This is a genomic window from Microcoleus sp. C2D2 (assembly GCF_036702495.1).
Classification (GTDB): domain Bacteria; phylum Cyanobacteriota; class Cyanobacteriia; order Cyanobacteriales; family Microcoleaceae; genus Microcoleus.
In genome coordinates this window covers 1-6,224 of the sequence record NZ_JAUBTO010000262.1, presented here as the reverse complement: position 1 = coordinate 6,224, position 6,224 = coordinate 1, and the positions used below count along the sequence as shown (strand labels likewise).

General features: G+C 46.0%; 12 protein-coding genes. 5 read left to right on the top strand and 7 right to left on the bottom strand.

All coding sequences use genetic code 11. The features are described 5' to 3' along the window. Positions 1-53 precede the first annotated feature (53 nt). The 7 genes from QUB61_RS37245 to QUB61_RS40300 form a co-directional block, all read right to left on the bottom strand. Positions 54-254, bottom strand: a complete 201-nt coding sequence (locus QUB61_RS37245; RefSeq protein ID WP_333136156.1) for a hypothetical protein — start codon at positions 252-254, stop codon at positions 54-56. Beyond that, the gene (locus tag QUB61_RS37240; RefSeq protein WP_333136157.1) at positions 251-616 is read right to left on the bottom strand and encodes a hypothetical protein; all 366 of its coding nucleotides are present in this window, start codon (positions 614-616) and stop codon (positions 251-253) included. The genes QUB61_RS37245 and QUB61_RS37240 overlap by 4 nt, the downstream gene beginning before the upstream one ends. A 70-nt stretch (positions 617-686) precedes the next feature. Continuing rightward, positions 687-995: a hypothetical protein gene (locus QUB61_RS37235; protein ID WP_333136159.1), complete on the bottom strand. Its 309-nt coding sequence runs from the start codon at positions 993-995 to the stop codon at positions 687-689. Between the two features lie 28 nt (positions 996-1,023). Next, positions 1,024-1,302, bottom strand: a complete 279-nt coding sequence (locus tag QUB61_RS37230; RefSeq protein ID WP_333136161.1) for a hypothetical protein — start codon at positions 1,300-1,302, stop codon at positions 1,024-1,026. Positions 1,303-1,659: 357 nt separating this feature from the next. Continuing rightward, entirely contained in the window at positions 1,660-1,842 is a 183-nt protein-coding gene (locus tag QUB61_RS37225; RefSeq protein WP_333136163.1) for a hypothetical protein, read from the bottom strand. Between the two features lie 62 nt (positions 1,843-1,904). Further along, the gene (locus tag QUB61_RS37220) at positions 1,905-2,204 is read right to left on the bottom strand and encodes a hypothetical protein (RefSeq protein WP_333136165.1); all 300 of its coding nucleotides are present in this window, start codon (positions 2,202-2,204) and stop codon (positions 1,905-1,907) included. Between the two features lie 402 nt (positions 2,205-2,606). After that, positions 2,607-2,867, bottom strand: coding sequence for a helix-turn-helix domain-containing protein (locus tag QUB61_RS40300; protein WP_445300324.1), 261 nt, complete (start codon positions 2,865-2,867; stop codon positions 2,607-2,609). A 666-nt stretch (positions 2,868-3,533) separates the two neighbouring features. Between QUB61_RS40300 and QUB61_RS37215 the strand changes: the two genes are divergently transcribed. The 5 genes from QUB61_RS37215 to QUB61_RS37195 all read left to right on the top strand — a co-directional run. Then, positions 3,534-4,151 (top strand): hypothetical protein, encoded by a 618-nt coding sequence (locus QUB61_RS37215; protein ID WP_333136167.1) that lies wholly within the window; start codon positions 3,534-3,536, stop codon positions 4,149-4,151. A gap of 59 nt (positions 4,152-4,210) precedes the next feature. Then, positions 4,211-4,564 carry a hypothetical protein gene (locus QUB61_RS37210; protein ID WP_333136169.1) on the top strand — a complete coding sequence of 118 codons (354 nt, stop codon included), beginning with the start codon at positions 4,211-4,213 and terminating at the stop codon, positions 4,562-4,564. Next, positions 4,554-4,748 carry a hypothetical protein gene (locus QUB61_RS37205; protein ID WP_333136171.1) on the top strand — a complete coding sequence of 65 codons (195 nt, stop codon included), beginning with the start codon at positions 4,554-4,556 and terminating at the stop codon, positions 4,746-4,748. The genes QUB61_RS37210 and QUB61_RS37205 overlap by 11 nt, the downstream gene beginning before the upstream one ends. Beyond that, positions 4,745-5,068, top strand: coding sequence for a hypothetical protein (locus tag QUB61_RS37200; RefSeq protein ID WP_333136173.1), 324 nt, complete (start codon positions 4,745-4,747; stop codon positions 5,066-5,068). The genes QUB61_RS37205 and QUB61_RS37200 overlap by 4 nt, the downstream gene beginning before the upstream one ends. An 86-nt stretch (positions 5,069-5,154) precedes the next feature. Further along, positions 5,155-6,224, top strand: a 1,070-nt coding sequence (locus tag QUB61_RS37195) for a hypothetical protein (protein ID WP_333136175.1), incomplete at its 3' end; no start/stop codon positions are given.

Sequence of the window (6,224 nt, the reverse complement as noted above, 5' to 3'; positions counted from 1 at the left end):
AATTGGGTCAACAGGTAAAAGATGAGTAATTTTACTCATTGACAATAGTGCTTTTAGCTTAACTTGTGAGTAATGGGTACGATGGGAGCCGAGCGGATGTTTGAAAAATTACCGGGATTAAGTGGCGTTATAACGCTTGTGTCAGTGCTTGCCAGCACTTTTGATTTGTCGATCGCGTGGCTGCCATCGTTGCTAGCTGAAAGTTTGCCAGCAGCGGATTGACTGCCACCGAATAAGCGCAGTTGTAAGCTCATTGTTTTGCTCCAATTTGAATGGTGATTTTGATAGGCAGTAAATTTGCCCCCCGCAGAACTGGCGCAATCAACACAAAAAATCCCACCGTCAGAACAAACAGTGTGACTAACTGGGGGAAACTCAAGAGGTTTAAAGTCCTTGTGTCGTGCGCTTCGCTCGGTGGGCTGTGGATAACGTTATCCACACTTTCTAACTCATTCCATTGATCGAGCTCACGGTTGGTTGCTTGGCGAAGAGAGATCGCACTTTCCCATGTTGCACGCCGTGACAGGGAGCCAAACTCGCGGATCTGATCTCTAGTGAGGCCCATTTGTGAGGCTTGCTGCTTGAGCAGTTCTAGCCTTGGGTGGTCATGTGGCATACTGGTACTAGGTAAAAGAAGGAACTGCTATGCACCTGTGACAAGATGCGTAGCGCGAAGGTCGCTCGGCTTAGGTCGGGCGATTTTCAGTCTGGTGGCTTAGGCGGGGAGGTTCGATTCTGTGAGTTTTGATTTGACCAAAATTGTCCTCCTGATGGAGGACTTCAATCCAACAATCACCTAAATCCGAATAGGTATACCCACACACGCAACTGGGAACCCAATCAGGTTTATCGGTGCAGAAGTGAACCTCTTTGCCGTCCATCTCTTCAACAAAGACGACGTTTTCCGAATAATTATCATTAGGCTGGGCAATCCTGACAATAGCCTTAGGATCGAATTTCTGAAGCATAGCGATCGCCATTTCGACAGTTATCACTGGCCTTCCTCCTCGGGGAATACAACAATTAGTCTGGCTCTGACCTGGTGTACACATTTTTCGCAAAAGTTCTAGCATCGTTCACTGCCAAAGTCTTGATGGTATAAAGATCGAAATCCGGCCAGTGGGGCTCGGTTTCGTAAATAAAGACCTCGGAGGAATCAGAAATATCTGTCGGGAGTTCAGTTTTATTTCCTACTTTTTGCTCTACAAAAGCGATCGACGTGACGATATCGGATTCAACAAATCCGACTTGCGAATGTGGGTCGCACTCCTGCAAAATTTCAATCAATTCAGCAACTGTCATTTTTAGTTCTCGTAATTGAAAAAATGCCCGTCTCTCCGGGCTGTCACGCCACGCAAACCCGACGTTCAGTTTTTCGTTCTCTCCGAAATGTCACGCTAGCTCTCGTTTTCAGCGTCACGCTCCGACCTTGAGGAAGGGGCAGGTTCGATCCCACTATGTGCTACTTTTTGGGTCACTTATCAGCATCAGTAGCCTAGCTTTGCCCGTCTTTTCGGTTGTCAGCCAGTAGAGGGGTAGGTCCGCGTCTTTCTGGCACTTAATGTCGGTCTTTCTCCGACTTGCAAAATGCTTGTCTCTCCAAGCTAGATGTCGCACCACTTCTGTGTTAGCCCTGGCAGGTGTCGCCAGGTTTTGATACTACTCTTCTGTAACAATTTCTTTTTGCTGAGACTTGATCGCCCTTTGCTTTTCAACATCATCGATCGCCTCAGGCACCTCATCAGGTTTGAGAGCCGCCCGAACTTTTTGAAAAATTTCCGATCGGCTAGAGCGTCGTGGATTTTCATCAGACTTTTCGGTTTTAGGCTGTGGCTCGGTCATACGCCCTCACATTGTTTACTTTTTGGCTTCGACGCGCTGCTCGCGTGCAGCTTAAATATTTGTTACCGGAGGCGTTCACTTGCTGCCACTACTGAGTAGCCTTCCACGATCGCCACATTCAGAATTGCCAGCAACTTAAGTCCTTCATTCCTACCCAGTTCCACAAAAACGAAACAGGTTTCGGGCATCGAAGGAGCGTTAACTGGCTGGCGCGCGAAGTGAAGCTTATTAGACCACGCGCCACCAGTCCGAAGACAGAGGGCAACAGTTTGGAGCAGCAGTAGTCGCTGCTCTTGGGTGGCTCCAGAGAAATCAGAACCGAAAGCATTAAACAGAACTTTGGAAACAGTTGGTTTAGTCATGGGTTCTTTTTCGTCGCTCGCTCTTTTGAGATAAGGCTTTCCAGTATTAAGGGAGCTGTGAGTTAGTCTCATTTAACCTCCTAGTATTCTTTTTGGCTTCAATGCGGCGCTTACGATCGGCCTCTCGACGGAGACTGCGGCCAGTAGCTTTTGGGCTAAAATAGCCTGCACAATTGAGCCTTTGCGCCGCCAAGTCGAAAGCAAACGCAGTTATGCTTTTCATCCTTTTGCCTCATATATGGTTGCCACATCGCCCGCCACCGCAGCAGATCGTTCTTATATGCCTTAGGCATGGGGCTGCTAGTTCCCAGTGGTTTCGGTGGTGGTTGATTGACATATAAACAAATATACCAGTCAACTGACATAGTGTCAATTAACTGGTATAAGAGTTGTTGGTGCGTTTTAAACTTTGGAAAGACTAGAAGTTCTAATGGTCGCAAGGTCGGATTCATCGGGAACCCAATAAAGAAACTCACCGGGCTGAAGTCGAAACGTCTCACAAATGGTCTGAAGAGTGTCAGAGCTGGGAACCCAATTTGGATCGTTTATTCGGATCGAAGTTCCTCGCCCTAAACCCGTCAACTTCTGAAACCTATACGCCGTCAAGTTTTTAATTTGTAGTCTCTTTTCTAAAACTGGTTTTAGACAATTTCTCACTGGCATTCACAGAACTCTCCCCCAATTATAGACCAGTTAATTGACAGGTGTCTATAGACTGGTCTATAATTAGCTAGTTAAACAACTAGCGATCGGGCTTGACTTTGAACCTCAGCCCACTCGCTAACTCTTATTTTCTCAGTGATCAAGCTCACAACACCCTGTGAGTTGCAACAAATCACCGCACCCCAAAACCCTCCGATAGAAAGCAACTATCGGGGCGGGAGCGGATTCTACCACAGGGAGGTAACACCCATGTAATGCCTGCACAGGATTAGACTGCTTTTTTCATTACCTGAAGTATTCAGCGATCGTCGTCACGGGCGATCGCTCCCTCCTACTCATTACTCCTTACTTATGGATAAAACCCACCAGCACAAACAATCTCCAGGCGATCGAGGAGCTTGTTCCTACATTCGTAGGTTGGCGACCCACATGAATAGGAGCGAGAGATTAGCGATCACCTTGGTGCTAGTTGAAATGTGCCTTCATGAGGCAGACAAAGCCACTGTTGACTTCATATATAGAAAATATTGGGGTCACTAGCGGACAATCTTTCCAAAAAAAGCTGAGCGACATACGGCAACTTTGTTTGCGGCTTCCATCAAGATATTTGGCAGAGCTGGCAGTAGCTATCTTACTGCCAGAGATTTCGTTCATACCACCTAACTTATGAGAATAGACAGAATTGGATTTGGTTATGTCAAAAGTCTTGGCAATTATGAAAATTGCAAACTGTGGCTAGAGGCAGAACTGGAGCCTTGGGAAGATCCTTTAGAAAGCCTCAATATCCTTCGTAGCAAGGTAGCGGAAGAACTCGACCTTCCCGATAAATGGTTCGATCTTAAGGGCAAATTCAATCGACAAATGCAGGCACTCGAAGCCACTAATGCGACCCTCTTGCAATCTGAGACGAAACTCAAAAAAGCTCAGGAAGCATGGAAAAACTATGCAGCTTTTTTAACAGCTCATGGCGTGGATCCGGAAACCTTACTTATCATACCCAACTCCAAAAGCGAAGAAATTGCCCGGGAATTAATCGATCGAGAGCTAGACATTGCTGCCAAGCAATTGCTGCCGGACTTACGGTCTACTGAGGAAGGCTACAGTGTCCAACTTGTCGATCTTACAAGTTACAACAACACAAGTGAAGGAGAGAACCTTGCCCAGGAATTGGAGATTGTAAAAAAGTTACATCCACTCAATAATGACGATGACTATTTCGACCCATACTACGGCGACGAATACGATCGTATCCACGATCAAGTTGATGAGGAGGACAACTACTGACAGCAAAGCTATCTCGTAGATGAAGATGAAGACGACACCATCACCCCAAGTTTTTAGATATGGCAAACACAACATTTTTTGAAGGATTACCAAACTTTGACTCTCCAACTCTTGAGGATGAAATTCAAGCAATCGTTGATTCCGACAGAGAAACCTTAGCCAACCTTTCAGTGTTGATGGAAAATTTTGACTGGCATCAAAAGATAGCAATTGGGCAAACCGCCTACTTTTTTATTGACAGCTCGCACCATCAATTACTGAAACTCGTACCAATTCACGGCAAACTGAGCGAACCTGTACATCAGGCGATGAGACTGGTCGAGAAACTTTCACCCCAGGCCCTAGCGGAACTAGCATCCGATATTCTCGAAGAAGATTTTGAGGGCGAAATAGAGGTGAAAGATGCAAACTAAAGTGACCGATTATCCAGCAACACTTGACTTTGATGGTGTCCCCAAAAATGTGCGGTTGCGCTGGGGGCAACCTTTACCACCAATTATTTACGACAACAAAACAGGTATTTTTTACCAGTTGGTCAGAGGGTACTCATACTGCGAAGTACCTGGTCAAATCATCTCCAATATTGAGGTGTCATGAAACGAGAGCGAATCAACTGGAATTGGTGGGGAATGTGGCTAATAGATTATTGTTGCGCGCAGGATGCTTACGACTCCTACGACATTTGGGAAGATGCTTATTTAGAAGCAAATCCCCACTTGATGGATGCGAGAGAATCTCTCACCGCAGATGATGCCTGCGATGCGCCTGGCACGACCTTAGACTTAATCGAAAATCACTACCATCAATCAATGCAACCCTTTTGGGATTCGTGGTTATATCTTGTTTTGCAAATCTTACATTGGCCGACTAATACGATCCAAGAAATCATTTGGACAATTAAACGCAAGCTTTCCTAGCAAACCAGGCGATCGGATTTCTTGAAGTGCGATCGCCGTCTTCTCACATCACCTCAACTACGAAAACTCAAACATCTAATAAACACATGGAACCCGTTAAACATAGAATTGTAATTTCCCTGCAAGATCAGAACGGCAGAACATTGTATTACACTGACAAAGGAGATTTTTCTTGTTCAGATTGGGAAGCAAAGACTTACTGCAGTAGAGGAATTCACTCAGCGCTACACCAATTAAACAGAAACAAGGAAGTTAAGAGATTAAAAAAAGAGGGGTTTGAGCTCAAAGCAATCGATAAGCTCGACAAAAGGCAAGAGTCAAATTTAGCAGCACTGAGGAGAGAAACCCAGAACCCAGATCCTGAGCCGCTAGTTCCTGAGCCAATAGAGTATCTTGATTTTGGAGTTCCTTTATCTTTCGGTTACACCGCCGAATACCTGCCCCAAAAAAGTGTGACGCGGCGCGACTGGAAAGTTTCACACGCCAACAAGTTTATTAATGCTTTCGAGCGGGCAGGGGCCGGCGACAAAAAGTTAAGAGTTCCTGCGGTTGATAAGGCTTACCACAGGGGCGGCAAGCAAATTGGCTGGGCAATTCTCAGCCACGCTCCTTACAAGGAAGCACTAAAAGATATGCCGCGAGTCGATTTAGTGGCTGAGGGCGGGATGTGCAAGTCCGTTAATGAGTTTGTCACTAAATACTTCAAGGGCGATTTAGAGAAAGAGGTTTGGGTGGTTGGGTTTAGATTTCAGCCGTTGGAGGACGAGCGTCTCCTCGATGCCGAAGTCTGCAACCCAGTCTCAGAGCCGATTCAATATTCTTTTGCTACAGATACTGCAGAAAAAACTCCCAAATCTCAAAATCTCGAAGTCCTAACGAGTTCAAAATCCGACGAACACGGAACCCCTCACTTTTTGGCATACGCCGCCCGCGAGGTGCTGGGGGAAATCAACTTAGATCCAATGAGCAATCCCAAAGCTCAAAAAATCATTCGAGCTCAGAAATTTTACACCAAAGAAGAGAATGGATTGACCAAACCCTGGATTGGGAGGATTTGGCTGAATCCCGCGTTCAGTTTGGCTGATGAAGCTGTAGCCAAACTGATTGGGGCTTATGAAGTGGGAATTTGTCCCGAAGCTCTCTTACTGATCAAAGC